Source organism: Mesorhizobium sp. M0317 (assembly GCF_040321555.1).
GTDB lineage: Bacteria > Pseudomonadota > Alphaproteobacteria > Rhizobiales > Rhizobiaceae > Mesorhizobium.
The window spans coordinates 1-25,431 of the sequence record NZ_JAMYRV010000039.1; the positions used below are offsets into that span (position 1 = coordinate 1).

The window sequence follows — 25,431 nt, forward strand, 5'->3', positions numbered from 1 at the left end:
CGGGGTTTCGTGCTGTGGGGGGGGGGGGCCGTCTCGGCTCCAGGGCGTGGGGGGGGGGGCGACATTTCGGCCGGGCCCCCCGGGGGGGGCGCCCCGGGGGGGGGGGGGCCGGCCCGCGGCCGCCTTCGCACGTATGGTCGCAGCCCTTGGTGGTCCCGCCGATTTCGTCGAGGAGCCGGAAAAATATCTGCCGAAAGCGGCGGTGGAGTTTGCGGTCAAGGCGGCAGGCAACGGCTTTGCCACCGGCATTGCCACCCGCGATATCGGCCTTGCCGTGGTCGGGCTCGGTGGCGGGCGTACGCGGCCGGACGACAGGATCGACCATGCGGTCGGCATCACCAGGCTGCTGCCGCTCGGCGCCGAGGTGCGGACCGGCGAGCCGCTGGCGCTCGTCCACGCCCGCACGCAAGTGGAGGCCGAAGCGGCCGCAGCCGCCGTGCTTTCGGCCTATACGATCGGTGCGTCGAAACCAGCCGCCGACAAGACTGTCATCCGGCGCGTGCTGCCGCGCGGGTAGCGGAAGGCGCTACTGCACCAGCAACAGTGTGCCGTTTTCGACCTGGTATTTTGACAGCCGCTGCAAAAAGCTCATGCCGATCAGGTTGGTGCGCAGCGCCTTGTCGTCGAGGACCACGGCCTGGATGTTGTCGACGCTGATCTTGCCGATCTGCAGGCGCTCGATGTTGACCACAGCGGCCCTGATCGCGCCATTGGCGGTGTTGACCTGATGGCTGAAATCCGACGGGTTGAGCGAGATGCCGATGCGGCGCGCCGTCGAGGTGTTGATGGCGACCAAAGTGGCGCCGGTGTCGATCATGCCGTCGACCTGGCGGCCGTTGAGCTTGAAGGCGGAGGTGAAATGGCCGCGCTCGTCAGCCGCCACCAGGACCTTGCGACCGGTGGGCAGCGGTGCGGCCGGCTTGTCGGGAACCGAGGCCAGGTTCAGTTCGGGCTGAGGCTGCGCGGACGGCTTGCCGGCGACGGTCGACTTCAACAGGTTGTCGAGAATCTGCGGGTTCGACTGATAGACGATCGGGATCGATGCCGACGTTCCGGCGAACACGCCCAGAATGACAATCTTGCGCAGCATGAATGGACCTTCGTGAAGGCCCATTCTTGCCCACGTATGGTGTGTGCCGCTTTAACGCCAACCCGAAACCGCGGCTTTGCGTAAACGGGCGGTAAACGACTGGATGTCAGCTGGCGCTGCCAGCCTCCGTCATTTGGTTCCGTACATGCGGTCGCCGGCGTCGCCGAGGCCAGGCATGATGTAGCCCTTCTCGTTGAGCTGGCGGTCGATGGAAGCGGTGAAGACGGGAACATCCGGATGCGCCTTGGTGAAGCGCTCGATGCCTTCTGGCGCCGCCAGCAGGCAAAGGAAACGGATGTTGGTGGCGCCGCGCTCCTTCAGCTTGTCGATGGCCGCGATGGCCGAGTTCGCGGTCGCCAGCATCGGATCGACGACGATCACCAGCCGGTCGGCGAGATCGCTCGGCGCCTTGAAGAAATATTCCACCGCCTCCAGCGTTTCGTGATCGCGGTAGAGGCCGACATGGGCAACGCGGGCCGCCGGGACCAGGTCGAGCAGGCCTTCGAGCAGGCCATTGCCGGCGCGCAGCACCGAGGCGAAGACCAGCTTCTTGCCTTCCAGCGTCGGCGCTTCCATGGTTTCCATCGGGGTTTCGATGGTCGTCGTCGTCAGTTCGAGGTTGCGGGTGACCTCGTAGCCGAGCAGCAGCGAGATCTCGCGCAGCAGCCGCCGGAAGCCGGCGGTCGACGTCTCCTTCTTGCGCATGATGGTCAGCTTGTGCTGGACAAGCGGGTGGTCGACGACGGTGACGCCCTGCATGGGTTGCTCCAGTGAATGGTGAATAGTGAATAGTGAATAGTGAGCAGGTTTGCGAGTCCCGATGGATCGATCATTGCCGTTGACAGGCCGAAGCGCCGGCAAACCAATCACCAGTCACCAGTCACCAGTCACCAGTCACCTCTTCGCATCGAGCCGGGCAAGCAGCGCGCTTTTCGTCTTCCTGTCGACGAAAGCCGCTTCGATCGCCGTCCTCGTGACGGCGGTCAAAGCTTTTTCATTCATGGAGAAATGCTCGGCGGCGATGTCGTATTCGCGCTTCAGCGAGGTCCAGAAATAGGGTGGGTCGTCGGAGTTCAGCGTCACCTTGCAGCCGGCCGCCTGCAGGGCAGGCAAAGGGTGATCGGCGAAACTGTCGTAGACTTTGAGCGCGATGTTGGAGCCGGGGCAGCATTCGAGCACGATGCCCTCATCGGCGATGCGGCGCACCAGGTCGGGATTTTCGATGGCGCGCACGCCATGGCCGATGCGCGAGGGGCGGATGTGGTCGAGTGCGGCCTGCACCGTCTCCCAACCGGTCAACTCGCCGGCATGGATGGTGATGCCAAGACCCGCTTCACGGGCGATCTCGAAAGCCCTGACATAATCCTCCATCTCGCCCATGCGTTCATCGCCGGCGACGCCGAAGCCGGTGACCAGCGGATTTCCGCAGCGCGCCGCAAAACGCGCCGCCTGCTCGATCGATTCGACGCCGGCATGGCGTACGCCGGTGACGATCATGCGGCCCTCTATGCCGGTCTTGGCTTTGGCGCGCAGCATGCCTTCGCCGAGCGCATCGGTGTAAGCCTTGGGCGACAGGCCGGCCCTGACGGCATGGTCGGGCGAGGTGAAGACTTCGGAATAGATGGCGCCGTCGCGGGCAAGGCTGGTCAGATAATGGTCGGCGAGGCGGGCATAATCCTCCTCGGAGCGGAACAGGTCGGCGGAAAAGTCGTAAGCCGCGAGGAAAGAGGTGAAGTCGTGCCAGACGAACGAGCCGTTCTGGATATAAAGCGAGGTGTCCTTGCCGTATTTCTGCGCCTGGCGGACGACGAGTTCGGGCGCCGCTGCCCCCTCGATGTGGCAGTGCAGTTCCGCTTTCAAAGGCATGCAGTTATCCCGTCTCATCAGTCCAGGCCGTAAAGCCCACCTGGAAGCGCGGCCGAACACCGCGCCTTAAACAATAGCGCCCGCACCATCGATCGGCTATGGTCCCGCCGGTTTTATGACGGATCAAAATAATGTCAGTTGAGAGAACCACGGCCGCGGGCGGCATGGAAACCTCCTATGGTTTCAAGAAGGTAGGGCCAGGCGACAAGCAGCCTCTGGTCAATGAGGTTTTCCACAAGGTGGCGAACCGCTACGACCTGATGAACGACCTGATGTCGGCCGGGCTGCACCGGCTGTGGAAGGATGCCATGGTGACATGGCTCAATCCGCCGAAACGTCCGGGCTGGAAAGTGCTCGACGTGGCCGGCGGCACCGGCGACATCGCCTTCCGCATCGTCGACGCCAGCCATGGCAACACGCATGCCACGGTGCTCGACATCAACGGCTCGATGCTCAGCGTCGGCCGCGACCGGGCAGCAAAGAAGGGCCTGTCCGGGAATACCGATTTCGTCGAGGCCAATGCCGAGGAACTGCCTTTCACCGATAGCACCTTCGACGCCTACACCATCGCATTCGGCATCCGCAACGTGCCGCGCATCGATGTCGCGCTGACGGAAGCATTTCGCGTGCTGAAGCCCGGCGGACGGTTCCTGTGCCTGGAGTTTTCCGAGGTCGAGATGCCGCTGCTCGACAAGGTCTACGAAGCCTGGTCGTTCAACGCCATTCCGCAGATCGGCAAGATGGTGACGGGCGAGGGCGAACCTTATTCCTACCTGGTCGAATCGATCCGCAAATTTCCCAATCAGCAGAACTTTGCTGCCATGATCACCCGCGCGGGCTTCGAGCGCGTGTCGTTCCGCAACTATTCCGGCGGCATCGCAGCGCTTCATTCGGGCTGGAAGCTTTGAGGCCGGACAGTTTGCAGCAGCAGGGTAGACGATGAGCAGCGTCGGCGCCGCCTTTCGGCTCGCGCGGGCCGGCTGGGTATTGGTCCGCGAGGGCGTGATCGCAGCACTGCCGGGGGACGAACTCAGCGGCCTGCCGAAATTCGGCTGGCGCATGGCGCGGCTGTTTACCCGCCGCCGCGCGCTCGCTTATGAGCGCAGCGACCGGCTGGCCAAGGCGGTGGTCCGGCTCGGACCCTCCTACGTCAAGCTCGGCCAGTTCCTGGCGACGCGGCCCGATGTCGTCGGCAACGACATGGCGCTCGACCTCGGCATGCTGCAGGACAAGATGCACACTTTTTCGCAGGCGGAAGCGGTGGCGGCGATCGAGGGCTCGCTCGGGCGCAAGATCGGCGAACTCTATACGCAGTTCGGCGGGCCGGTCGCGGCGGCCTCCATCGCCCAGGTTCATCCCGCGCAAGCCGTGCATGACGGTGTCGATACCAAGGTGGCGGTGAAGGTGATCCGGCCTGGCGTGCGCCGCCGCTTCTTTCAGGATCTTGAAAGCTATTTCCTCGCCGCCCGGCTGCAGGAGAAATACGTCCCGTCGTCGCGCCGGCTGCGGCCCGTCGAGGTGACCGAGACGCTGGCGCAAACCACCAAGATCGAGATGGATCTTCGCCTCGAGGCGGCCGCACTTTCGGAACTGGGCGAAAACACCAAGGACGATCCGGGCTTCCGCGTGCCGTCGGTCGACTGGGAGCGCACCGGGCGCGATGTGCTGACCATGGAATGGGTCGACGGCGTCAAGATGAACGACATCGCTGGCCTCGCGGCGGCGGGGCACGATCTGAAGGCGATCGCCACCAACCTGATCCAGTCGTTCCTGCGTCACACGCTGCGGGACGGCTTCTTCCATGCCGACATGCATCCAGGCAATCTGTTCGTCGAGGCCAATGGCAATATCGTCGCCGTGGATCTCGGCATTGCCGGACGGCTCGGCAAGAAGGAGCGCCGGTTCCTCGCCGAAATCCTCTACGGCTTCATCACGCGCGACTATCTGCGGGTTGCCGAGGTGCATTTCGAGGCCGGCTACGTGCCGCGCCAGCACAATGTCGCGGCTTTCGCGCAGGCCATTCGCGCCATCGGCGAGCCGATCCATGGCCAGCCGGCTGAAACCATCTCGATGGCGAAGCTTCTGACGCTGCTGTTCGAGGTGACCGAACTGTTCGATATGGCCACGCGGTCGGAACTGATCCTGTTGCAGAAGACCATGGTGGTGGTCGAAGGCGTCGCACGCACGCTGGACCCGGCCTTCAATATGTGGAAGACGGCCGAGCCGGTGGTCGGCCAGTGGATCGCCGGCAATCTCGGGCCGAGCGGCCTGCTGATGGACGCGCGCGACGGCGCCAAGGCGCTGCTGGCGCTCGCCCGCCAAGCGCCGGACCTTGCCGCTCGCACCGAGCGGCTGTCGCGCGAGATCGATTTTATGGCGGAGCACGGCCTCCGCTTCGACGAGGCGACATCGCGCGCCATCGGCAAGGCCGAAGCCCGTTACACCCGCTCGGGCCGGCTGGCGTTATGGGTGATCGCGCTGGCGCTGGTTTACATCGCGTGGAAGCTGCTCTGATCGCTTGCAACGCTAGCAACTGTGGTGCTAGCGTTGCAGTCGCGCTATTGATGTCGCGGAGCAAGTCATGGGCACCATTACTGTCCGCAATCTAGCTGACGACGTGAAGCAGAAATTGCGTGAGCGCGCTGCGGCGCGCGGGGTGTCGATGGAGGAAGAGGCGCGTGATGCGCTTGCCAAAAGCGTGCTGTCGGCGGAAGCCGGCATGCCCGAGAGCGAAACCCTCTATGCAACAATCCGCCGCTTGGTTGAGCCTCATGGAGGTTTTGACATCGATCTGCCCGAGCGAGGTCAATCCACAAAAACGCACAAAACCCTCGACGGCAAGCGCATCCTGCTGATCATCGGCGGCGGCATCGCCGCCTACAAGGCGCTGGACCTGATCCGCCGGCTGCGCGAGCGCGGTGCGGCGGTGCGCGTCGTGATGACATCGGCGGCGCAGGAGTTCGTCACCACGCTTTCGGTCGGCGCGCTTTCGGCCGACCATGTCTTCAGCGAATTGTTCGACCGCAATGACGAGCACGATGTCGGCCATATCCGCCTGTCGCGCGAGGCCGACCTTCTGGTAGTGGCGCCGGCCACTGCCGATCTGATGGCCAAGCTCGCCAACGGCCATGCCAACGATCTGGCCTCGACGGTGCTGCTCGCCACCGACAAGAAGGTGCTGATGGCGCCGGCGATGAACCCGAAAATGTGGTCGCATGCCGCGACGAGCCGCAACCGGGCGACGCTCGCCAAGGATGGCATCGCCTTCGTCGGCCCGGCCAAGGGCGAGATGGCGGAAAGCAACGAGGCGGGCGAGGGCCGCATGGCCGAGCCGCTGGAGATCGTGGCAGTGATCGAGGCACTGCTCGACAGCAGGCCGAAGCCGCTGGCCGGCCGCAGGATCATCGTCACCTCGGGGCCGACGCATGAGCCGATCGACCCGGTGCGCTACATCGCCAACCGCTCTTCGGGCAAGCAGGGCCATGCGATTGCGGCAGCGCTGGCAAGACTGGGCGCGGATGTACGCCTGGTCTCCGGTCCGGTCGGCATTGCCGATCCGGCCGGCGTTGTGACGACGCATGTGGAGACCGCGGCCGAGATGAAAGCGGCCGTCGAACAGTTGTTGCCGGCGGACGCCGCGGTCTTCGTAGCTGCCGTCGCCGACTGGCGCACCGCTGGCACGGCCGGCGAGAAGATCAAGAAGGTGGCGGGCCAGGGCCCACCGGCGCTGCAAATGGTCGAAAACCCCGACATTCTCGCCGGCGTCGGTCATCACGGGCAACGGCCGGGGCTGGTTGTCGGCTTCGCCGCCGAGACGCAGGACCTGATTGCGAATGCCGAGGCCAAGCTGAAGAAGAAGGGCGCCGATTTCATTGTCGCCAACGATGTCTCGCATGAAAGCGGCGTCGGCCCCACCGGCGTCATGGGCGGCGACCGCAACAAGGTGCGCATCGTCTCGAAGGACGGTGTCGAGGAATGGCCTGAGATGGGCAAGGACGAGGTGGCGGCGCGGCTCGCCGCGCTCATCGCCGAGCGTTTGCAAGCCTGAGCGGCCGCTGGTTCCGCAATCGGGCAGGCCATGGTCTTGCAAGCAGCCTTGTGGCCGAGGGCATTTGACGCCGACAGCGCCGGCGGAATGCTGTCGCCAAATTCTCGATCGGCCGTGCCCTCAGCCTGGCGCCAGTTGCGGCCGGCGTGCCTCCAAAGCCATCTTCAACGCCGCCAGGCAACCGACAATGCCGAGTGGCACGAAGGCCAGGTACAGCCAGCCGGCGACGTGCGCTGCTGCCTCGCGGTTCAGTCCGTCCGAAAAGCCGCTGGCATTGGCGATGATGCCGGCCATGGCGGCGCCCACGGCGTAGCCGATGCGCTGCATGGTCGGCACGGCGGCCGAGGCGATCGTCTGCTCGCCGTCGCGGGCCGAGGCGACGATGATGCGGGTCAGGAAGGGCCATGACACGCCGAAGCCACCGCCTTGCAACAAAGCGCAGAGCAGGATCACCGGGATCGAGCCGGCGGGGATGGCATAGGCGAAACCGGCGAGGCCGGCTGCAATCATCAGCGCGCCGATGACGAGGATCTGCCGTTCGCGCTGCAGCGGCGCATTGGCGACGGCGATCGACAGGATTGACCAGGCGATCGATTCGGCGGCGATGATGTAGCCTGTGGTCAGGATCGGGATGCCGTGCAGCGTGGTAAGCAGAAGCGGCCCGTAGATGGAAAAAGAGACTGTCGCCACCGAGAAGGCGGCAACCATGCTCATGCCGCTGCCGACCGGCGAGCGCCATGAGAACAGGCCCGACGGGAACAGTCGCGATTGCGGCTTCATGGCGTCGACGAAAACGAACAGCGCCAGGCCGGCGAGGCCGAGGACCAGCAGCAGCGACGATCGAAGCAAGGCGACGTCGACGCCTGCGGTGGCGATCAGCACGACGGCGATGGCGAGGCAGCCAAGTGCTGCATAGGGGAAGGGCGGCGAGGTGCCGGCGGCGGCTTGCGGCTTCGTCGCTTCCGGCGTGTTCAGGACGATGAAGCTTGCCGATGCCATGGCAATGCCACCCAGCACGAAGACGCCGAAGGCCCAGCGCCAGGACAGGAGCTCGACCATGATCGCGCCGAGCATCGGGCCGCTGAACGCGGCGACGCCCCAGATCGCCGACATGATGCCGAACAGCTGTGGCCAGATGCTGCGGTTAAACAGCCGCTCGACCGAGACGAAGGCCAGCGACACCAGCGCACCGCCGCCGAGACCCTCGACCAGACGGCCGCCAAGAAACACCGGCATGGACGGCGCGGTGGCGCAGATCAGTGCGCCCACGGCATAGAGCAGGGCGGCGACCGTGACGTTGGAGCGTAGAGCGACATAGCTGACCAGCCGCCCGGCCGCTGCGCCGGCGACAATGGCGCCGAGCTCGTAGACGGCCAGCGACCAGCCGACGAACTGCACACCGGCGAGGTCCCCGACCATGGCCGGCATGACCGTCGCCACCATCGTCTCGTTGGTGGCGTGCAGCAGGATGCCGAGGCTGATGAAGCAGAAGCGCGCGAGGTCGCCGCTTGCCCACAATGCCCGCCAGTCGACCTTGTTGCTGGTGATTTCAGTCATTCTTTTACCCTGCCTTTGCATATCTCGATGCCGGCGCATGGCGCCAGAAGCCAGTGGGGGCTTTCCGGCGGGGCCATGCGCGCTGTTTCAGTCAGGCGAGTTGTAAAACCTCAAGCGCAGTTGAGCTCAAGTGGCTTTTTATCGAAGTGCAGACGGTCGAGATTGGCCGGAAACCTCTCCGCTTGATGCGCCGGTCAGTTCTCAATGCTGCGCAGCTGAAACTGGCTGACGCCGATGGCAATGTTGATACCGGTCTGCGTCTGCAGGCTGAGCGGCTGCAGAGTGAAGGCCTGCGAGGAGCCGCCGACCAGGAGATTGGCGCCGGCGCCGACCGCCGCGGTCACTTCGGCGCTGGCGCCGATATAGTCGCCGGCCAACGCGCCGGGCGCATAGATGTTCCTCAGCGGCGTCAGCACCAGCCATTGCATGACGGTCTGCTTGGTGGTGCCGATGTCGAGCCCGTATTTGTTGACGGCGCCGAAATAGGCTTCCGGCGAAAAGCTCTTGTCGGCCGGCGTGAAGGTGCAGCTCAGATCCTTGCTGGAGCCGAAGATGAAGCCGGTGCCGCCGCCGATGGCGCAATCGAGCACACCGAGTTCGATACCCTGGCCTTGCGCTTGGGCCTGGGCGGTACAGATGATGGTGATAGCGGCGGCGATGGCTGGTTTCAGCACGGCGGATCCCCCAAAAAGCATGCGGCGCGAAACAGTAACCTGTTCCGCGCCGCGCGTAGAGGGATCAGTCGATCCTTATTTGCCGATGCTTATTTGAACGAGTGGATCAGCTCCAGGGAGGTCACGGCGACCGCTACATTGACGCCGGTCTGCGCCTGGACGCTGAGCGGCTCCAGCACAAAGGCGCCGTCCAGCCCGCCGACCAGCAGATTGGCGCCGCCGCCGGTCACCACGCTCGCCTCGGCGTTGACGCCGTAATAATGGCCGGCAAGGTCGCCCTCGTCATGGCCGCGGGTGGCGGCCAGAACCGCCCACACCAGCTGGCCCTGATGCGTCTGGCCGAGATCGACGCCGAGCTTGGAGATCATCCCCGTGTATTTCTCGGACGGCCCATGGTGATAAGGACGGAACGTGCAGTCGACGCCCTTGTTCGACGTGATGACGTAACCGACGCCGCCGTCGATGGTGCAATCGAGCGTGCCGAGCTGAAGCTTGCCGGCGCTGGCGGGAACGGCAAGCAGCGTCGTGGCAAGTGCCGCGGCACAGATGATTTTCTTGATCATGGGTCAGTCCTTTCGAAAAATGCCTTCAACAACGGTTGAATGGCCCGGAGCGTTCCGCTGAAAACTTGGCGCGATCAAGGCAGGGGTTAACGCTTTGCCCCCGGTGGTTAAGATTGGGTGATAGTGGGGTTTTCTGGATACGCATCCCTAGCGGAAGCGCTCTGCGCTTTCCCGGGGAAAAACCGCTCAAGCGGGGCACTGCATCAGGAATGGAACGTTGTTATAAAAGGCCGCGGATGGCGGCGCGCCGGCTGCATCTCAGCCGGCGGTGGCGCCCGATGTGCGCGACAGGCCGTCCTTGGCCGGCTGGTAGGTCGGGTCGAGATGGACGGCTTCGCGGTAGGCCTTCGAGGCCTTGACCTTGTCGCCGCGGCGCTCGTAGATCAGCGCCTGGTTGGACCAGGCTTCGGCGTTCTTGCCGTCGAGCTTGATGGCCATGTTGAAGTCGGAGAAGGCGTTGTCCTCGTCATTCATGGCGAGATAGGAGAGGCCGCGGCCGTTGTAGGGTTCGGCGGCGTCCGGCGCCAGCGAGATGGCGGTCGAGAAATCCTCGATGGCAAACTTGTGCTGGCCCTGGCTTTGATAGATCAGGCCGCGATTGTGGTAGGCGCGGGCATCCGTGGTGTCGAGCTGGATCGCCTTCTGGAAATCGTTGAAGGCCTGCTGGGTCTGGCCTGCCTTGCGATAAAGGTTGCCGCGGCCGATATAGGCGGCGTCATAATTTGCATTGATCTGGATCGAGCGGTTGTAGTCGGCAAGGGCGGCCGCCTGGTTGCCGAGGAAGCGCTGGATCAGCGCCCGGTTCGAATAGGCTTGGTAGAAATTCGGGTTGAGCTGGATGGCGGTGTCGAAATCCTTCAGCGCCGCCTGATACTGGCCGCCACGGCCATAGGCCGAGCCGCGCACATTGTAGCCTTCCGGATCCTGCGGATTGCGCTGGATCACCGCCGACAGCGAGGAGATGTTCTCGCTCGAGCCTTGCGCCTTGTCGATGCTGTTGAATTCGCCGGTCGGAACGCTCTGGCAACTGGCAAGCACCAGGCCGGACATCAGGGCTGCCGCCAGGGCCAAACCGCGCATTGTGGTTCTGCGCTCTACGCCGATTGCGTTCATGTCTGTCCTGTCCTCACTTCAGCCGCGCCGTCCAGGTCCCCCTCCGGGCCGGGTCACAGATTGTCGTAACAAAATCTAGAACGCCGTTGCGCATTCAAGGGAACGCCCTCCAACAGAATGGCGGCGCTCCAAACAAAAAGGTGGCGGCGATTCCGCATCGCGCCACCTCAGAGTATCCTTCGAAAGGACGAAAAATTGGCGTCAGAACCGCGGCGGACGCGGAGCACCACCAGGACCACCGGCGGCGCCGGCAGCAACCGGGCGCGGCGTCATCGGCAGCAGGCCTTCGCGCTGGGCGCGCTTGCGGGCCAGCTTGCGGGCGCGGCGAACGGCTTCGGCCTTTTCACGGGCGCGCTTCTCGGAAGGCTTCTCGTAATGGCCGCGCATCTTCATTTCGCGGAAAATGCCTTCGCGCTGCATCTTCTTCTTGAGAGCGCGAAGCGCCTGATCAACGTTATTGTCGCGGACGAGTACCTGCACGGGCAATCCTGTCTTTCGGGTTTGATATCAACAGGCAAGTGGCCATAGCCACATGCCTCCGCGGCGCTTTACACCACGAATTGTGGCGGCTGATAGCAGAATCAGGCCGCGCTGTCCACACTGGAAATGAAGGACAACCGCCAATTTGCCACGGCAGCCCCGAGATAGGGCGCCAACTAGGCGCTGGCCAGATGGAGCCGTGCGAAATCCTCGAAGAATTCGCCGTAATCGCAGGTAATTTCCTCGCCGGCTGATATATCTCGAGTGGCGGTGGCGCCGCCATATTGCGAAAAATCCGTGTTCGGCCGCTCGGCGTGGTTCATGAAGCGGCCATTATCGACTTCATAGACCATGAAGCCGGGACGGTCGGGGCTCGGATAGGCATAGCGGTCGAGCAATTCCTTGAGGTGCGGCGGCGCCGCCTCGTATTTGTCCATCGGGATCAACCGGTCGAAATCCGGATCGAGCCGCCAGATCGAGGCGCCCTTCCTGATCGGCTCGGCGGCGAACACGCCGACGCCTTCGATTGCGCTCTGGGCGACATAGGTCCTGATCAGCAGCATGTCCGTCCTCCTCACCCGAAACCGAATCGCCAAATCGCGTGGAAAAAGCAAGTCCGGTTTCGGGTTCTATGGCTGATCGGCGCGGGCGATGACCCGCGAAATGCTTCACGTCCGGGTGATCGAGACGCCGCCATCGGCAAACAGCGCCGATCCTGTGGTGAAGCTCGACGCATCCGATGCCAGGAAGAGCGCAGCGCGGGCGATCTCTTCAGGCACAGCGACACGTTTCAAGGCATGCAGGTTTTCCACGAAAGCGCGTGATTCCGGCGTCTTGAATGTTGCCGACGGGGTGTCGGTGCCACCCGGCATCAGCGCGTTGACCCGCACGCCCCTGGGGCCGTATTCGGCGGCCAGTACCTGCGTCAGGCCGATCAGTCCGGCCTTGCTCGCGGCATAGCTGGTCATGCCAGGCATGCCGACTGTGTGACCGACGAAGGTCGAGGTGAAGATCAGCGATCCGCCGCCGCGTTCGACCATCGCCGGCACCTGGTATTTCGCGCCGAGAAAGGCGCTGGTCAGATTGGCGTCGAGCGTCTCGCGCCATCCGTCCAGCGACAGTTCCGAAATCGGACCCATCGTTCCGACGGAGCCGACATTGTTGAAGGCGATATCGAGCCCGCCGAATTTTTCGACGGCGAGATCGACGAGGGCTTTTGCATAGGCTTCGTCGCGGACATCGCCGGCAAGCGCGACTGCCGTGCCGTCGGCGTCCTCGATTTCGACGACCAGCGCATCGAGTTCGGCCTGGCGGCGGGCGGCGATGACGACCCTGGCGCCTTCTTCGGCGAAGAGTTTTGCGGTGGCGCGGCCGATGCCGGAACTGGCGCCGGTGACGATGGCGGCTTTATTGGCGAGTGCGAACATTTTCTTACATCCTTTCATCGCGCCGGCTGTGCCGGCAACCGGGATGTTGATCGCAGTTCGAGACGGTGCTAGCCACCCGATACGTGCTCGACTTGCTGAATGGCTTCGCAGCGGCACAAGCGCCGCGCGCCGGACTATTGCTTCAGCAGCCAGCCGAGGCGATCGAGCGAAAATGCGTAGCTGATGGCGATGAGCAGCGTGATGACAACGCCCGTAGTCGTGTGACCGGCGGCATAGAATCCGGCTGCACCGCCAAACAGGATGGCCAGTTCAAGCACCAGCCTGACTGCGCCTGGTACAGGAACCGGCGCGCGTCCGGACCGGCTCGGATCGCCGCGCACCGCGAAGGTTCCCCACAGCGCAGCTGCAATGAACGGCAAGGCCAAGGCGAGGACCCAGCGCCACCATCCGCCGGAGAGGCTCCAGCCGGCAAAGCCGAGGCCAAGCAAGGCGGCAAGTTCCAGCAGGAAACGCAAGGTTAGATTCCACCAGGCGTTGCCCATATTCGTCCTCCAGAGTCTCGCGATCGCCAGTGTGTCCGAACGCAGCCATGCCTGCCAGCCCGGGCAGGTCTTTTCCACCGCGGCGCAAAACGGCAAGCGCCGTCGCAAACAGCGCAAGGGTGGAAGCGCCGTTTCGCTAGTGATACACCTCGCGCGCCGGGGCTGCGTAAAATACCCCATCGCCATTTGCGAGGCTGGAACGTTGAAAAAATATTCGGTATTCGCCATCGCCCGCGAGGCCATGCGCGGCCACAAGGGCTGGGAGGAACAATGGTCCTCGCCGGAGCCGAAGAAGGAATATGACGTCATCATCGTCGGCGCCGGCGGTCATGGCCTGGCCACCGCCTACTATCTCGCCACCGTTCACGGCATCACCAATGTCGCGGTGCTGGAAAAGGGCTGGCTAGGCGGCGGCAACACCGGGCGCAACACCACCATCATCCGCTCCAACTACCTTTACGACGAGAGCGCCGGCATTTACGACCATGCGCTGAAGCTGTGGGATGGGCTCTCCCAGGAACTCAACTACAACGTCATGTATTCGGCGCGCGGCGTCATGATGCTGGCGCACAATGTGCACGACATCCAGGTGCTGAAGCGCCATGTCCATGCCAACCGTCTCAATGGCATCGACAATGAATGGCTGACGCCTGAGCAGGCGAAGGAATTCTGCCCGCCGCTCAACATTTCCAGGCAGGCGCGCTATCCCGTCGTCGGCGCCGCCTTGCAGCGGCGAGGCGGCACGGCGCGTCACGATGCGGTGGCCTGGGGCTATGCGCGCGGCGCTTCGGCGCGCGGCGTGCACATCATCCAGAATTGCGAGGTCACCGGCGTCAAGCGGGCGGCCAATGGCGCGGTCATGGGCGTCGACACGACGCGCGGCTTCATCGGCGCCAAGAAGGTCGGCGTGGTGGCTGCAGGCCACTCCTCGGTGATCATGAACATGGCGGGCGTGCGCATGCCGCTGGAAAGCTATCCGCTGCAGGCGCTGGTGTCGGAGCCGGTCAAGCCGGTGGTACCTTGCGTGGTGATGTCGAACACGGTGCACGCCTACATCTCGCAGTCCGACAAGGGCGAGCTGGTGATCGGCGCCGGCACCGACCAGTATGTCTCCTATTCGCAGACCGGCGGCCTGCACATTTTGCAGCATACGCTGGACGCCATCTGCGAGATGTTCCCGATCTTCACCCGCATGAAGATGCTGCGCTCGTGGGGCGGCATCGTCGACGTGACGCCCGACCGTTCGCCGATCCTGGCCAAGACGCCGGTATCAGGCCTCTACGTCAATTGCGGCTGGGGCACGGGCGGCTTCAAGGCAACGCCCGGCTCAGGCCATGTCTTTGCCCACACGATTGCCAAGGACGATCCGCATCCTATCAACGCGCCCTTCACCATCGAGCGCTTCCGTACCGGCCGGCTCATCGACGAGGCAGCGGCGGCGGCGGTGGCGCACTGATGATGGTGGAGTTGGCTGTAGCGGTGCCGCTGGTGCTGGCGGGGGAGCAGGACCTGTTCCATTTTCCGTCACCGGACGAGGTGCGGACGCAGCCGATCAGCCGCGCCGGCAACGAAGCCAATTGGCCGTTTTCGATCGACGCCGGCATTTTGGCATGCGTGTGGAGTGGTGGCCAGAAGGTGGTCATCTTCATGGAGAACAGGCCCTCCGATCTCGTCGAGGACGACACATTCGAGCCGCGCAGCGTCATCGTGACGACCGATCCGTTTCAGCTCACGATCGGCAACATGGCGTATCGCGAGCTGTTTCGCCCCGCCGCAAGCGTGGAGGAGCGCATTCGGCTCGTCGCGCCTTTTGCGGCGATGGGCCAGAGGCTTTGCAACCAACCGGCCGGCGCGCATGTCGGCCACGGCGAATTGTAGGAACGAACGATAATGCTTCTCATCCGCTGCCCCTATTGCGAGGAAGAGCGCCCGGAGCTCGAGTTCCGTAACGCCGGCGAGGCGCATATTGCGCGCTCGGCCAACATGGCGGGCGAGAGCGACGACGATTTTGAAAAGTTCTTCTTCATCCGCTCGAACCCCAAGGGCATCATCTATGAGCGCTGGCGCCACATCCATGGCTGCGCACGCTTCTTCAATGCGGTGCGCGACACCGTCACCGACAAGTTCGTCATGACTTACAAAGCCGGCGAGCCGAAGCCGTCCAAGCTGCCCAAAAACTCCAACGAAGTGGCATCCAAATGAGCGGCGCGTTCCGCATTCAAAGCGCCGGCCGTCTCAGCCAGGCCAAGACCGCGCGGTTCTCTTTCGACGGCCAGTCTTACACCGGCATCGAAGGCGACACGCTGGCCTCGGCGCTGCTTGCCAATGGCGTGCATCTGGTGGGACGTTCGTTCAAGTATCACCGTCCGCGCGGCTTCCTGTCGGCCGGAGCGGAAGAGCCCAACGCGCTAGTCGAGGTCAAGCGCGACGCGGCACGCAAGGCGCCCAACATCCGCGCCACGGTGCAGGAGCTCTATGACGGGCTTGTTGCCAACTCGCAAAACCGCTGGCCGTCGCTCGCCTTTGACGTCGGCGCGGTCAACGACATTGCATCGCCGCTATTTTCGGCCGGCTTCTACTACAAGACCTTCATGTGGCCGAAGGCAGCCTGGAAGAGCCTCTACGAGCCGAAGATCCGCGCCGCGGCCGGCCTCGGCCTTTCGCCTGACAAGCCAGATCCCGACCATTATTCGTCGCGCTATGCGCATTGCGACGTACTGGTGCTGGGCGGCGGTGCGGCCGGCATTGCGGCAGCGCTCGCCGCTGCCGAAACCGGCGCGCGTGTCATCCTCGCCGATGAACAGGCCAGCTTCGGCGGCAGCCTGCGCTTCGAGAGCGGGGCGAAGATCGACGGCCAGGACGGTTATGCCTGGGCGCAAGGCGCGGTGGCCAAGCTCACCGCCATGGACAAGGTCCGCGTTTTGTCGCGCACGACGGCGTTCGGCTACTACGCGCAGAATTTCGTCGGCCTGGTCGAGCGCGTCAGCGACCATCTGCAGAACCCCGGCCGCGATCTGCCGCGCGAAAGGCTGTGGCAGGTACGCGCCAAGCGCGTGGTGCTGGCGACCGGCGCCATCGAACGCCACATGGTGTTTGCCGACAATGACCGGCCCGGCATCATGCTGGCCTCGGCGGCGCGCATCTATCTCAACCAGTACGGTGTCGCGGTCGGCAAAAATGTCGGCCTCTACACCGCCAATGACTCGGCGTACTCCGCTGCGATCGACCTGAAGAAGGCCGGCGTCAACGTGGCGGCGATCGTCGACCTGCGCGACCATCCGACCGGACCTGTGATCGACGAGGCGAGGGCGCTCGGGATCGAGGTCAATTTCGGCCGCGCGGTGATCCGCGCCGGCGGCAAGTTGCGCGTGACCTCGATGACGGTGCAGCCGAAAAATGGCGGCGGCGAGCGCACCATTCCGGTCGACGCCATCCTGATGTCGGCCGGCTGGACGCCGTCGGTGCATTTGTTCTCGCAGTCGCGCGGCAAGGTCGCCTTCAATGACGAGACCAAGCGCTTCGTGCCGGGCATCTATGCGCAGGACTGCGTTTCGGTCGGCGCCTGCAACGGCACGGATGGGCTCTCGGCGTCGATCGATGAGGCCTATGCGGCCGGCGCCAAGGCGGCGAAGGATGCGGGCGGCAAAGTGGCCAAGGGCGTTAAGCCGAAGGTCGACGCGTCGGAAAGCTGGTCGCGCGGCATGCTGGGCGCGGCGCCCGGCGCCGGGCCGGACAAGACGGTCAAGGCCTTCGTCGATTTCCAGAACGACGTCACCGCCAAGGACATCCGCCAGGCGGTGCATGAAGGCATGCGCTCGATCGAGCACGTCAAGCGCTTCACCACCAACGGCATGGCGACCGACCAGGGCAAGACGTCCAACATGCACGGCCTGGCGATTGCCGCCGAGACGCTTGGCAAGCCGATCCCCGAGGTCGGGCTGACCACGTTCCGCGCGCCCTATACGCCTGTCACTTTCGGCGCGATCGTCAGCCATTCGCGCGGTCCGCTGTTCGACCCGACACGGAAGACCGCGATGCATCCCTGGGCCGAAGCGCAAGGCGCCGTGTTCGAGGATGTCGGCCAGTGGAAGCGCGCCTGGTATTTCCCCAAACCCGGCGAGGACATGCACAAGGCGGTCGACCGCGAATGCGTCGCGGTGCGCAGCAATGCCGGTCTGTTCGACGCCTCGACGCTGGGCAAGATCGAAGTGGTAGGACCGGATGCGGCCAGGTTCATGGAACTGCTCTACACCAATCCGTGGGAGAAGCTGGAACCCGGCCGCTGCCGCTATGGCATCATGCTGCGCGAGGATGGTTTCATCTATGATGACGGCGTCGTCGGCAGGCTGGCGCCGGACCGTTTTCATGTGACGACGACGACGGGTGGCGCGCCGCGCGTCATGAACCATATGGAGGATTATCTCCAGACCGAGTTCCCGCATCTGAACGTCTGGCTGACCTCGATCACCGAACAGTGGGCGGTCATCGCCGTGCAAGGGCCGAAATCTCGCGATATCATCGCGCCTTTGGTCGAAGGCATCGACATGTCCGACGAGACGCTGCCGCATATGTCGGTGCGCGAAGGCAAGATCTGCGGCGTGCCGACCAGGCTGTTTCGCATGTCGTTCACCGGCGAGCGCGGTTTTGAAGTCAACGTGCCGGCCGATCACGGCCAGGCCGTCTGGGAAGCGCTGTGGGCCGAAGGCCAAAAGCATGGCGCCGCCGCTTACGGCACCGAGGCGATGCACGTGCTGCGCGCCGAAAAGGGCTACATCATCGTCGGCCAGGACACGGACGGCACGGTGACGCCGAACGATGCCGGGCTCGACTGGGCGGTCGGCAAGAAGAAGACCGACTTCGTCGGCATCCGCGGCCTGACGCGGCCCGATCTGGTCGCCAAGGGCCGCAAGCAGCTGGTCGGCTTGAAGACCAAGGACCCGAAAGTGGTGCTTGAGGAAGGCGCGCAGATCGTCGCTGATCCGAAGCAGGCGATCCCGATGAAGATGATCGGTCACGTCACATCCAGCTACTGGTCGGAAAATTGCGGTCGCTCGATCGCGCTGGCGCTGGTTGCCGGCGGCCGCGACCGGATGGGCGACACGCTCTATGTGCCGATGCCGAACGGGGTGATCGAAGTGGAGGTTACCGGCATGGTGTTCTTCGACGAGACGGGAGGGCGCCTCAATGGCTAAGGCTGCTGCAAAGAAGACGGCCCCAGCTGCAGCGCCGTCCATCGAGCGCCGCCCGGCCCTGGCTGGACGCGTCGTTTCCGCAACGGATGTCAAGGTTGAGGTGCTGCCGCCGGCGGAGCGCATGTCGCTGCGCGCGCCGGAGGCTTCCGTCGCGGCGCTGTCGAAGGCGCTCGGCCTGACCTTGCCGAAGCAGCCGAAAACTTCGGCGTCGAAGACAGGGCGCACGGCGCTATGGCTTGGCCCTGACGAGTGGCTGGTCATCGATGAGGCTGGCAAGGATCCGCTGGCCGATCGTGCTGGGGTTGCCGCATTGCATTCGGCGGTCGGCATCTCGCACCGCAACGTCGCCTTCGCCGTCACCGGCCCGGCGGCTGCCGCCGCGATCAATGCAGGCTGCCCGCAGGATTTGTCGCTCGAGGCTTTTCCGGTGGGCGCGGCGTCGCGCACCATTCTCGGCAAGTGCGAAATCCTGCTGTTGCGCACGGCAGCCGACGCTTTCCGGGTCGAGTGCTGGCGTTCCTTCTCGGACTATGTCTTTACTTTCCTGTCGGAAGCAGCCAGCGACGCGGCGGCGTAGGAACGTTTGACGGGTCAAGCCGTTCTGCTTCCCCCATCAGGGAGAACATACGATGCCGTCGAAAGCGCCGCCGAAGTCAGCTGGTAAGACGTCCGCCGTGCGCTCACTCGAACATGAGCAGCATCACGAGGTGACTGCCGAAGAGGAACTCGAGGAAGGCCTCGAGGACACGTTTCCGGCCAGCGATCCGGTGTCGATCACCTCGACCGCCATCCCAGGCGCGCCGGCAAGACCCGGCAAGGCCAAGACGGTGCCGGGTCGCAAACCGCGCAAGAAATAACCCGTTCGGCTACGCCAGGTTTGAACTCAGGAAAAGCCGACTTGCGCTGAGGAAAAAACGGGCGGCCGGGATTATCCTGCCGCCCTTAAATTAGTCGTTGTGCTGTGGTCGAGCCCGATCAACTTAGAACGTGCTCGGCACGATCCATGGGTTGATCTCGATGCCGAGACGCGGGCTCTTGGCCTTGACGTCGGACTTTTCGACCGAGCCGGTCACGGCGCAATCGAGCTTGGCATTGGTCGTGGTGTCGACGCAGGTGGCGGCGGGGGCCTGCTTGGTCGAGTGTGTGTTGTTGGCGGCGAAAGCCGAGCCGGAGAGAGCCAGCACGGTGGCGAGGGCGAGAAGGGTCTTGTTCATGTCAGTCTCCATCGGTTAAACTTTTTTCGTACATGTACGATACAACGTACACATACGTCCACCGAGATGGGTTTTCAAGTCGGAAAACGTACGCGTACGACAAATTTTTTTGAATGCCGAAAATTGCGGCGCACTGACACAGCCGAAGCTGTCAGGCCGGACGCTGAATTGGAGGGGCGGGGATGCTCAGCAGTCGGCCGGGGTCTCGGTCAGCGGCGGCACATTCTGGGTGCTGAGCGTGGCGAGTGTGAAATCGCACATCCGCGTCACGAAAGCCTGCGGGTCGCCGAAGGGGTAGAACGGGAACGTGATCAAAAGCGAGATGGTGCCGTGGCCGACTGCCCAAAGCATGGTGGCGATGGCGCGCGGATCGCCCTGCAGCTTGCCTGCAGCAACGCAGGCCTCGACCCTGGATATCAGCGCTTTCATCGCCGGGTTGGCCTCTTCCATGTCCTCATAGCTTCTGCCTTCCGGCAGCTTGGTCTTTTCGGTCATGAACACGGTGCGGTATTCGTTGGGGTTGCCGAGCCCGAAGGCGGCATATTCGGTCATCACCGCACGCAAGGCCTCGATCGGATCGTCGGAAGGATGCTCCTCGATGCGGCGGGCAAGTGTTTCGAAGGCATCCTCGGCCAGCGCAAACAGGATGTCTTGCTTGTCGGCGAAGTAGGAATAGACCGACATCGGAGCATAGCCGACCCGCTTGGCCAACTTGCGGATGGTCAGGCCTTCATAGCCCTCTTCCTTGACGAGCTTGTGGGCTGCGTCGAGCAGTTCGGAACGCAGTTCGGCCTTTTGTTTCTCGCGGCGTTTCTGGACGCTCAGCGGCACTTGAGTCTGCCTTCATGTGGTGGGTGTTGGCTAAATTATATACGCTGTACGGAAACGAACAAGGGCGCCGTAGGTTCCCCACCGGCAATGGTTACCAAATCGGGGGTTATCAAATCTGGGGTTGCCAAATCGGGGCTATCAAATTGCACCGACGCCGCCATCCACGGCCAGTGTGTGGCCAGTCATGAAGGAATTCGAGGGGTCGGCGGCAAACAGGATGGCGGTCACGACTTCGTCCACTTCCGCCACCCGCTTCATCGGCACGCCGCGCGTCAGTTCGGCCAGCGCTGCGGCTTCCGGCGCGCCGGACATGCGCACGAAACCGTCGACCATGGCGGTCCGCGTGTGCGCCGGGCACACGGCATTGATGCGGATGCCCTTGGTGGCGTATTCGGCGGCCGCCGATTTGGTCAGTCCGACCACGCCATGCTTGGCGGCGGCATAGACCGACAGTTTCGGCGCGCCGACCAGGCCGGCAACCGAGGCGATGTTGACGATGACGCCGCCCTTGCCCGTGGCCTTGAACTGCCGCTCCATCTGCGGAATCTGGTGCTTCATGGCGTAGAAGACGCCGAGCAGGTCGATTTCCAGCACGCGGCGCGCCTCGTCGGAGGCCACTTGCGGCAGGCGCACGGAACTCTGGACAATACCGGCATTGTTGATGGCGATATCCAGCCGGCTGAATTTCTCCGCCGCCAGTTTCACCAGATCCTCGGACAGTTTTTCATCGGCTATGTCGCCGGCACGGACGGCGGTTTCAGTCTGCAAAGAGCCGGCGAGCTCGGCCAGCGCCTTGTCATCGATGTCGGACAGCACGAGGCGGGCGCCTTCGGCGGCAAAGCCCTTGGCCGCGCTGCGACCGAGGCCGCCGGCGGCGCCGGTGATCAGCACGGTCGCTCCATCGAAACGGCCCATCATGCCTCCCCTTTATGCCTGCTTGTCGATCAGCTTGCTGGCGACATGCGACAGCAGTTTCACCGCCTCGCCATAGGTCTTGGCCTTCTCGGGATTGGAGGCGTTGCCGTCCAGCGCCCGCTTGTAGACGCCTTGGCAGATCGCTGCCAAACGGAAGAAGGAGAAGGCGAGGAAGAAACTCCAATTGTCGATGCCGACAAGCCCGCGCCGCCGGCAATACGCCGCGACATAGGCTTCCTCCAAGGGCAGGCCGAGGGCAGCGCGGTCGACGCCGCCAAGGCCGCGAAAGCCTGAGGCGTGCGGCAGCCGCCATTGCATGCATTGATAGGCGATGTCGGCGAAGGGATGGCCGAGTGTCGACAGTTCCCAGTCGAGAACCGCCAGCACTTTCGGCTCGCTGGGCGCGAAGATCATGTTGTCCAGCCGGTAGTCGCCATGCACGAGGGATATCCGGCCGTCATCGGCCGGCATATGCGTCTCCAGCCACGCGATCAGCAGGTCCATGTCGGCGACCGTGCCGGTCTCCGAGGCGCGGTACTGGCTGGTCCAGCGTGCCAGCTGGCGTTCGAAGTAATTGCCGGGTTTGCCGAAATCGCCGAGCCCGACCGCCTCGACATCGACGTCGTGCAGGGCGGCCAGGGTGGCGTTCATGGCATCGTAGAGGGCGGCGCGCTCATCGTTGCCAGCGGCCTCCGGCACTGCCGGATCCCAGAAGATGCGGCCGTCGAGAAAATCCATGACGTAGAACATGCGGCCGATCGGCGTCGCCTCCGCCGACAGATGCAGCATCGCCGGCACCGGCACGGCGGTGCCGGCCAGCGCCTTCATGACCGTGAATTCGCGGTCGACCTGATGCGCCGATTTCAGCAACTGGCCCGGCGGCTTGGCGCGCAGGACATAGCGGCCGCTGGCCGCGGTCAGCAGATAGGTCGGGTTCGACTGGCCGGATTTGAATTTTTCGATGGAATGAAGCCCGGCAAAACCCGGGATGTGCGCCTCGAGATAGGGCGCTAGTGCCGTCTGGTCCAGCGCGTTGGCGTCGCCGCTCATGCGGTCTCCGGCTCACGCTCGATCAGCGTCAGCGTCAGCCAGCGCGCCGTCAGCGCCGGCTTCTTCGAGCCTTCGATCTCGATGGTCACGTCATGCGCCGTCTGCACCCAGCCCGACGGCCTGACCTTGACGTCGGCCAGCACGAAGCGGGTGCGGATGCGCGCGCCGGTCTTCACCGGCGCCAGGAAGCGCAGCGAATCGAAACCGTGGTTGACGCCCATCTTGCCCTTTTCCAGCGGCGGCATGGTCTCGAAGGTCATCGCCGAGAGCAGCGACAACGACAGGAAGCCATGCGCGATGGTGCCGCCGAACGGCGTCTCGTTTTTGGCCCGCTCGGGGTCGCAATGGATGAACTGGTGGTCGTCGGTGGCGTCGGCGAACTGGTCGATCATGGTCTGTGTGACCTCGCGCCATGGCGAGACGCCGACTTCCTTGCCGACGCTGGCCAGAAGCACATCGAGACTGATCGGTTCCACTGCGGTGTCCTCCCCTCGCCGCCGACCGCGGCTCATTCCTTGAACAGTGTCAGCCCATGCTGCACCGACTGCCCGCCGTCGATCGGCAGGATGGCGCCGGTGACATAGGAACCGGCACGGCTGCACAAATAGAGCGTTGCGCCGCCGATGTCATCCGCCACGCCGATACGGCCGATGGGGACATGGCTGCCGACATGTCTGGCCTTTTCGTCGGTGCCCGTGGCAAAGGCGGTCATCCGGCTCTGGAAGGGACCGGGCGCGAAGGCGTTGACGGTGATGCGCCGCGCCGCGAGTTCGATCGCCAGCGTGCGCGTCAGGTGGTGAACGGCGCCCTTGGACGCGGTATAGGAATAGGCGTCGTCGGCCAGCGGCTGCGTGCCCATCACCGAGCCCAGATTGATGACGCGGGCCGGATCGGCATCGCTGGCCGCGGCTTCCAGCAGCGGCAGCAATTCGCGCGTCAGATGAAAGACGGCGGTGACGTTGACGGCGAACACCTTGGCCCAGCCGCTATAGGGAAAATCCTCCAGCGAGGCGCCCCAGGATATGCCGGCATTGTTGACGAGGATGTGCAGCTTCTCGGTGCGCGCCTTGACCTCGCTGACCAGCGCGGCAATGCCTGCTTCGCTCGAGACGTCACCGGCGAAGCCTTCGGCACTGCCGGAGCCGCCGAGCCCCTTCAACTCAGCGGCGACCTTGATGCAATCCTCGCCCTTGCGCGAGGCGATCATCACGGTAGCGCCGGCTTGGACCAAAGCGGTCGCCACCATGCGGCCGATGCCGGTCGCGGCTCCCGTCACCAGCGCTGTCTTGCCGGCGACTGAGAACAGTTCTTCCAGATAGCTCATCGCAATTCCTCCGCGCCTCTCTGCTCACGGTCTGGGGCGAAAGGGCTCGCGTTGACAAGGCTACCCGAAGTACGGTCATCCTTGCCACGGGTAAAGTGCCCCAGATGCGTGAAAGGGTTGGAGACCGATGGCGGACATGAATCTCGGCATGACCGAGCGGCTGAAGCCGATCCACGCCCGCGTCGCCACCATGGTGCGCGATGAGATCATGCCGCTCGATCATGAGTTTTTGAGCGAGGTCGGCAAGGGCGGCGACCGCTGGGTCTACACCGCGCGGCAGACCGAGATCCTCGAAGGGTTGAAGAAGACGGCCAAGGAGCGCGGTCTGTGGAATTTCTGGCTGACCGGGTCCGAGCGCGGCTACGGGCTCTCGACCGTTGAATATGCCTATCTCGCCGAGGAGATGGGCAAGGCGCATCTCGGCGCCGAGACCTTCAACTGCTCGGCGCCCGACACCGGCAATATGGAGGTGCTGGAGCGCTATGGCTCGGAGGATCACAAGCAGGCATGGCTGGCGCCGCTGCTCGAGGGGAAAATGCGCTCGGCCTATCTGATGACCGAGCCGGACGTCGCTTCCTCCGACGCCACCAACATCGCCATGCGCTGCGAAAGGCAAGGCGACGACTATCTACTCAACGGCGAGAAATGGTGGGCGTCGGGGGCCGGGGACCCGCGCTGCGCCATCTACATTGTCATGGTTCGCACCGGCGGCGAAGCCGATCCGCAGCACCGCCGCCACTCAATGATCCTGGTGCCGTCCGGCACCAAGGGCGTGACCAAGCTGCGGCCGATGCAGGTCTATGGCAACGACGACGCGCCGCATGGCCACATGCATCTTCGCTTCGACAATGTGCGGGTGCCGGCCGGAAACCTGATCCTCGGCGAGGGCAGGGGGTTCGAGATCGCCCAGGGGCGGCTTGGCCCCGGCCGCATCCACCATTGCATGCGCGCCATCGGCCAGGCCGAAATGGCGCTGGAGCTGCTGTGCCAGCGCTCGGTGCGCCGCGAGGCCTTCGGCCAGCCCTTGGCCAAGCTTGGCGCCAATTTCGACATCATCGCCGAATGCCGCATGGAGATCGAGATGGCGCGGCTGCTCTGCCTCAAGGCGGCGTGGATGATCGACCAGGGCGATGCGCGCGCAGCCGCGCCCTGGATCAGCCAGATCAAGGTCATCGCACCGCGCGTCGCGCTCAAGGTCACCGACGAGGCCGTGCAGATCTTCGGGGCGCAAGGCATCAGCCAGGACACGCCGCTGGCACGCTCATGGACGCATCTGCGAACCCTGCGCCTCGCCGACGGGCCGGACGCCGTGCACCGCCGGCAGGTGGCGCGTACGGAGCTCAGGAAATACACGCAGGAAAAGGTCTGAGCGGATGAAGGCCATTATCGCCCGCGATTTCGCGCCGCTCGACCAGCTCGTCCATGCCGACAATCTGAAGGAACTGGTCGGCTGGCATCTCCCCGGCAAGGTTCGGCCGGTCATCGAAGGCACTTATCCGCTGGCCGATGCCGCCGCCGTGGTGACGCGCGTGCTTGGCCGTGGCGCATCCGGCAAGCTCATCCTCAAACTGTAAGGAGCCCCGC

29 protein-coding genes are annotated in these 25,431 nt (G+C 64.2%); 12 read left to right on the forward strand and 17 right to left on the reverse strand.

Annotated features, from left to right (window positions below; genetic code table 11):
• The first annotated feature begins 133 nt into the window (after positions 1 to 133).
• Positions 134 to 517 carry a hypothetical protein gene (locus NKI88_RS23440; RefSeq protein ID WP_502909487.1) on the forward strand — a complete coding sequence of 128 codons (384 nt, stop codon included), beginning with the start codon at positions 134 to 136 and terminating at the stop codon, positions 515 to 517.
• 9 nt (positions 518 to 526) lie between these two features.
• Here NKI88_RS23440 and NKI88_RS23445 read toward each other — a convergent pair whose 3' ends face one another.
• From NKI88_RS23445 to NKI88_RS23455, 3 genes are all read right to left on the reverse strand, one after another.
• Positions 527 to 1,090, reverse strand: coding sequence for a TIGR02281 family clan AA aspartic protease (locus NKI88_RS23445; protein WP_352657571.1), 564 nt, complete (start codon positions 1,088 to 1,090; stop codon positions 527 to 529).
• 129 nt (positions 1,091 to 1,219) lie between these two features.
• Positions 1,220 to 1,849, reverse strand: coding sequence for a uracil phosphoribosyltransferase (gene upp / locus NKI88_RS23450; RefSeq protein WP_023671129.1), 630 nt, complete (start codon positions 1,847 to 1,849; stop codon positions 1,220 to 1,222).
• Between the two features lie 135 nt (positions 1,850 to 1,984).
• On the reverse strand, positions 1,985 to 2,956 hold the full coding sequence (locus NKI88_RS23455) for an adenosine deaminase (protein WP_352657573.1): 972 nt from the start codon (positions 2,954 to 2,956) through the stop codon (positions 1,985 to 1,987).
• Between the two features lie 131 nt (positions 2,957 to 3,087).
• On the opposite strand from NKI88_RS23455, the gene ubiE reads away from it, so the two are divergent.
• The 3 genes from ubiE (at position 3,088) to coaBC (ending at position 7,004) form a co-directional block, all read left to right on the forward strand.
• Complete coding sequence (gene ubiE, locus NKI88_RS23460; RefSeq protein WP_352657576.1) at positions 3,088 to 3,864, forward strand: bifunctional demethylmenaquinone methyltransferase/2-methoxy-6-polyprenyl-1,4-benzoquinol methylase UbiE; 777 nt, start codon at positions 3,088 to 3,090, stop codon at positions 3,862 to 3,864.
• Positions 3,865 to 3,895: 31 nt separating this feature from the next.
• Positions 3,896 to 5,470: a 2-polyprenylphenol 6-hydroxylase gene (gene ubiB / locus NKI88_RS23465; protein ID WP_352657578.1), complete on the forward strand. Its 1,575-nt coding sequence runs from the start codon at positions 3,896 to 3,898 to the stop codon at positions 5,468 to 5,470.
• A gap of 67 nt (positions 5,471 to 5,537) precedes the next feature.
• Entirely contained in the window at positions 5,538 to 7,004 is a 1,467-nt protein-coding gene (coaBC, locus tag NKI88_RS23470) for a bifunctional phosphopantothenoylcysteine decarboxylase/phosphopantothenate--cysteine ligase CoaBC (RefSeq protein ID WP_352657581.1), read from the forward strand.
• A gap of 120 nt (positions 7,005 to 7,124) precedes the next feature.
• Here the strand turns inward: coaBC and NKI88_RS23475 are convergent, their stop codons facing one another.
• From NKI88_RS23475 to NKI88_RS23510, 8 genes are all read right to left on the reverse strand, one after another.
• A complete protein-coding gene (locus tag NKI88_RS23475) occupies positions 7,125 to 8,561 on the reverse strand; it encodes an MFS transporter (RefSeq protein ID WP_352657583.1) in 1,437 nt (478 codons plus the stop codon).
• 194 nt (positions 8,562 to 8,755) lie between these two features.
• The gene (locus NKI88_RS23480; RefSeq protein WP_023671135.1) at positions 8,756 to 9,235 is read right to left on the reverse strand and encodes a DUF992 domain-containing protein; all 480 of its coding nucleotides are present in this window, start codon (positions 9,233 to 9,235) and stop codon (positions 8,756 to 8,758) included.
• A gap of 89 nt (positions 9,236 to 9,324) precedes the next feature.
• Complete coding sequence (locus NKI88_RS23485) at positions 9,325 to 9,798, reverse strand: DUF992 domain-containing protein (RefSeq protein WP_023671136.1); 474 nt, start codon at positions 9,796 to 9,798, stop codon at positions 9,325 to 9,327.
• 258 nt (positions 9,799 to 10,056) lie between these two features.
• Positions 10,057 to 10,911: a tetratricopeptide repeat protein gene (locus tag NKI88_RS23490; RefSeq protein WP_352657585.1), complete on the reverse strand. Its 855-nt coding sequence runs from the start codon at positions 10,909 to 10,911 to the stop codon at positions 10,057 to 10,059.
• Positions 10,912 to 11,112: 201 nt separating this feature from the next.
• Positions 11,113 to 11,391 (reverse strand): 30S ribosomal protein S21, encoded by a 279-nt coding sequence (rpsU, locus tag NKI88_RS23495; RefSeq protein WP_023671138.1) that lies wholly within the window; start codon positions 11,389 to 11,391, stop codon positions 11,113 to 11,115.
• A 176-nt stretch (positions 11,392 to 11,567) separates the two neighbouring features.
• Entirely contained in the window at positions 11,568 to 11,954 is a 387-nt protein-coding gene (locus NKI88_RS23500; protein WP_023671139.1) for an SET domain-containing protein, read from the reverse strand.
• Positions 11,955 to 12,059: 105 nt separating this feature from the next.
• The gene (locus NKI88_RS23505) at positions 12,060 to 12,818 is read right to left on the reverse strand and encodes an SDR family oxidoreductase (protein WP_023704048.1); all 759 of its coding nucleotides are present in this window, start codon (positions 12,816 to 12,818) and stop codon (positions 12,060 to 12,062) included.
• 134 nt (positions 12,819 to 12,952) lie between these two features.
• The gene (locus tag NKI88_RS23510; RefSeq protein WP_023683195.1) at positions 12,953 to 13,321 is read right to left on the reverse strand and encodes a YrdB family protein; all 369 of its coding nucleotides are present in this window, start codon (positions 13,319 to 13,321) and stop codon (positions 12,953 to 12,955) included.
• 202 nt (positions 13,322 to 13,523) lie between these two features.
• Here NKI88_RS23510 and NKI88_RS23515 point away from each other — a divergent pair, with 202 nt between their 5' ends.
• Genes NKI88_RS23515 through NKI88_RS23540 form a run of 6 tightly spaced genes read left to right on the forward strand, consistent with a single transcriptional unit; the run spans position 13,524 to position 19,370 of the window.
• On the forward strand, positions 13,524 to 14,777 hold the full coding sequence (locus NKI88_RS23515) for a sarcosine oxidase subunit beta (protein ID WP_023686460.1): 1,254 nt from the start codon (positions 13,524 to 13,526) through the stop codon (positions 14,775 to 14,777).
• Positions 14,777 to 15,199: a hypothetical protein gene (locus NKI88_RS23520; RefSeq protein WP_352657587.1), complete on the forward strand. Its 423-nt coding sequence runs from the start codon at positions 14,777 to 14,779 to the stop codon at positions 15,197 to 15,199. The genes NKI88_RS23515 and NKI88_RS23520 overlap by 1 nt, the downstream gene beginning before the upstream one ends.
• Positions 15,200 to 15,211: 12 nt before the next feature.
• Entirely contained in the window at positions 15,212 to 15,523 is a 312-nt protein-coding gene (locus NKI88_RS23525) for a sarcosine oxidase subunit delta (protein WP_023725215.1), read from the forward strand.
• Positions 15,520 to 18,513 carry a sarcosine oxidase subunit alpha gene (locus NKI88_RS23530; RefSeq protein WP_352657590.1) on the forward strand — a complete coding sequence of 998 codons (2,994 nt, stop codon included), beginning with the start codon at positions 15,520 to 15,522 and terminating at the stop codon, positions 18,511 to 18,513. Before NKI88_RS23525 ends, NKI88_RS23530 begins: the two co-directional genes overlap by 4 nt.
• Positions 18,506 to 19,090 (forward strand): sarcosine oxidase subunit gamma, encoded by a 585-nt coding sequence (locus tag NKI88_RS23535; RefSeq protein WP_023820628.1) that lies wholly within the window; start codon positions 18,506 to 18,508, stop codon positions 19,088 to 19,090. The genes NKI88_RS23530 and NKI88_RS23535 overlap by 8 nt, the downstream gene beginning before the upstream one ends.
• A 52-nt stretch (positions 19,091 to 19,142) precedes the next feature.
• Positions 19,143 to 19,370 (forward strand): hypothetical protein, encoded by a 228-nt coding sequence (locus NKI88_RS23540; protein WP_023671147.1) that lies wholly within the window; start codon positions 19,143 to 19,145, stop codon positions 19,368 to 19,370.
• 123 nt (positions 19,371 to 19,493) lie between these two features.
• Here the strand turns inward: NKI88_RS23540 and NKI88_RS23545 are convergent, their stop codons facing one another.
• From NKI88_RS23545 to NKI88_RS23570, 6 genes are all read right to left on the reverse strand, one after another.
• Positions 19,494 to 19,727, reverse strand: a complete 234-nt coding sequence (locus NKI88_RS23545) for a DUF680 domain-containing protein (protein WP_023671148.1) — start codon at positions 19,725 to 19,727, stop codon at positions 19,494 to 19,496.
• A gap of 186 nt (positions 19,728 to 19,913) precedes the next feature.
• Positions 19,914 to 20,558: a TetR/AcrR family transcriptional regulator gene (locus NKI88_RS23550; RefSeq protein ID WP_023825473.1), complete on the reverse strand. Its 645-nt coding sequence runs from the start codon at positions 20,556 to 20,558 to the stop codon at positions 19,914 to 19,916.
• A 138-nt stretch (positions 20,559 to 20,696) separates the two neighbouring features.
• The gene (locus tag NKI88_RS23555; protein WP_023695622.1) at positions 20,697 to 21,473 is read right to left on the reverse strand and encodes an SDR family NAD(P)-dependent oxidoreductase; all 777 of its coding nucleotides are present in this window, start codon (positions 21,471 to 21,473) and stop codon (positions 20,697 to 20,699) included.
• Between the two features lie 12 nt (positions 21,474 to 21,485).
• Positions 21,486 to 22,523: a phosphotransferase gene (locus NKI88_RS23560; RefSeq protein ID WP_352657593.1), complete on the reverse strand. Its 1,038-nt coding sequence runs from the start codon at positions 22,521 to 22,523 to the stop codon at positions 21,486 to 21,488.
• Entirely contained in the window at positions 22,520 to 23,035 is a 516-nt protein-coding gene (locus NKI88_RS23565) for a MaoC family dehydratase (protein WP_280791431.1), read from the reverse strand. Before NKI88_RS23565 ends, NKI88_RS23560 begins: the two co-directional genes overlap by 4 nt.
• Positions 23,032 to 23,847 carry an SDR family oxidoreductase gene (locus NKI88_RS23570; protein WP_352650504.1) on the reverse strand — a complete coding sequence of 272 codons (816 nt, stop codon included), beginning with the start codon at positions 23,845 to 23,847 and terminating at the stop codon, positions 23,032 to 23,034. Before NKI88_RS23570 ends, NKI88_RS23565 begins: the two co-directional genes overlap by 4 nt.
• Positions 23,848 to 23,974: 127 nt before the next feature.
• Between NKI88_RS23570 and NKI88_RS23575 the strand changes: the two genes are divergently transcribed.
• Both NKI88_RS23575 and NKI88_RS23580 read left to right on the forward strand, forming a co-directional pair.
• The gene (locus tag NKI88_RS23575; protein WP_352650506.1) at positions 23,975 to 25,216 is read left to right on the forward strand and encodes an acyl-CoA dehydrogenase family protein; all 1,242 of its coding nucleotides are present in this window, start codon (positions 23,975 to 23,977) and stop codon (positions 25,214 to 25,216) included.
• A complete protein-coding gene (locus tag NKI88_RS23580; protein ID WP_352650729.1) occupies positions 25,119 to 25,421 on the forward strand; it encodes a zinc-binding dehydrogenase in 303 nt (100 codons plus the stop codon). The genes NKI88_RS23575 and NKI88_RS23580 overlap by 98 nt, the downstream gene beginning before the upstream one ends.
• The last annotated feature ends 10 nt before the right edge of the window (positions 25,422 to 25,431 follow it).